Genomic DNA, 276 nt, shown 5'->3' with positions numbered 1-276 from the left:
GAATTATCCATGGGGGTGGGAGCGTGGTTATTTCAGGGGTAAGCACCAAACAACCATTGCGGACACGCCATTGGGAAAAATAGGTATGCTTGTTTGTTGGGATATCGCGCATACTAATTTATGGGAGGCGTATGACGGAGAGGTCGACTTTATTCTCGCTAGTATGTCGCCACCGATTACAACAGATCCTACTTATCATCTATCAGATGGTCAGACTCTATCTAATAGTGAGCTAGGGTTCATTCCTAGACTTATCGAAAAGATCTCTAGCGCAGC

At 45.3% G+C, this 276-nt stretch carries 1 protein-coding gene; it reads left to right on the top strand.

Annotation, left to right across the window (positions count from 1 at the left end; translation table 11 throughout):
- A partial coding sequence (locus tag A3739_RS13610; RefSeq protein WP_197472319.1) for a hypothetical protein occupies positions 1 to 276 on the top strand: 276 nt, incomplete at both ends.

The sequence above is a fragment of the Oleiphilus sp. HI0067 genome (assembly GCF_001635735.1).
Note: the sequence above shows the minus strand (reverse complement) of the source record. Positions and strands in the feature narration are given on the sequence as shown.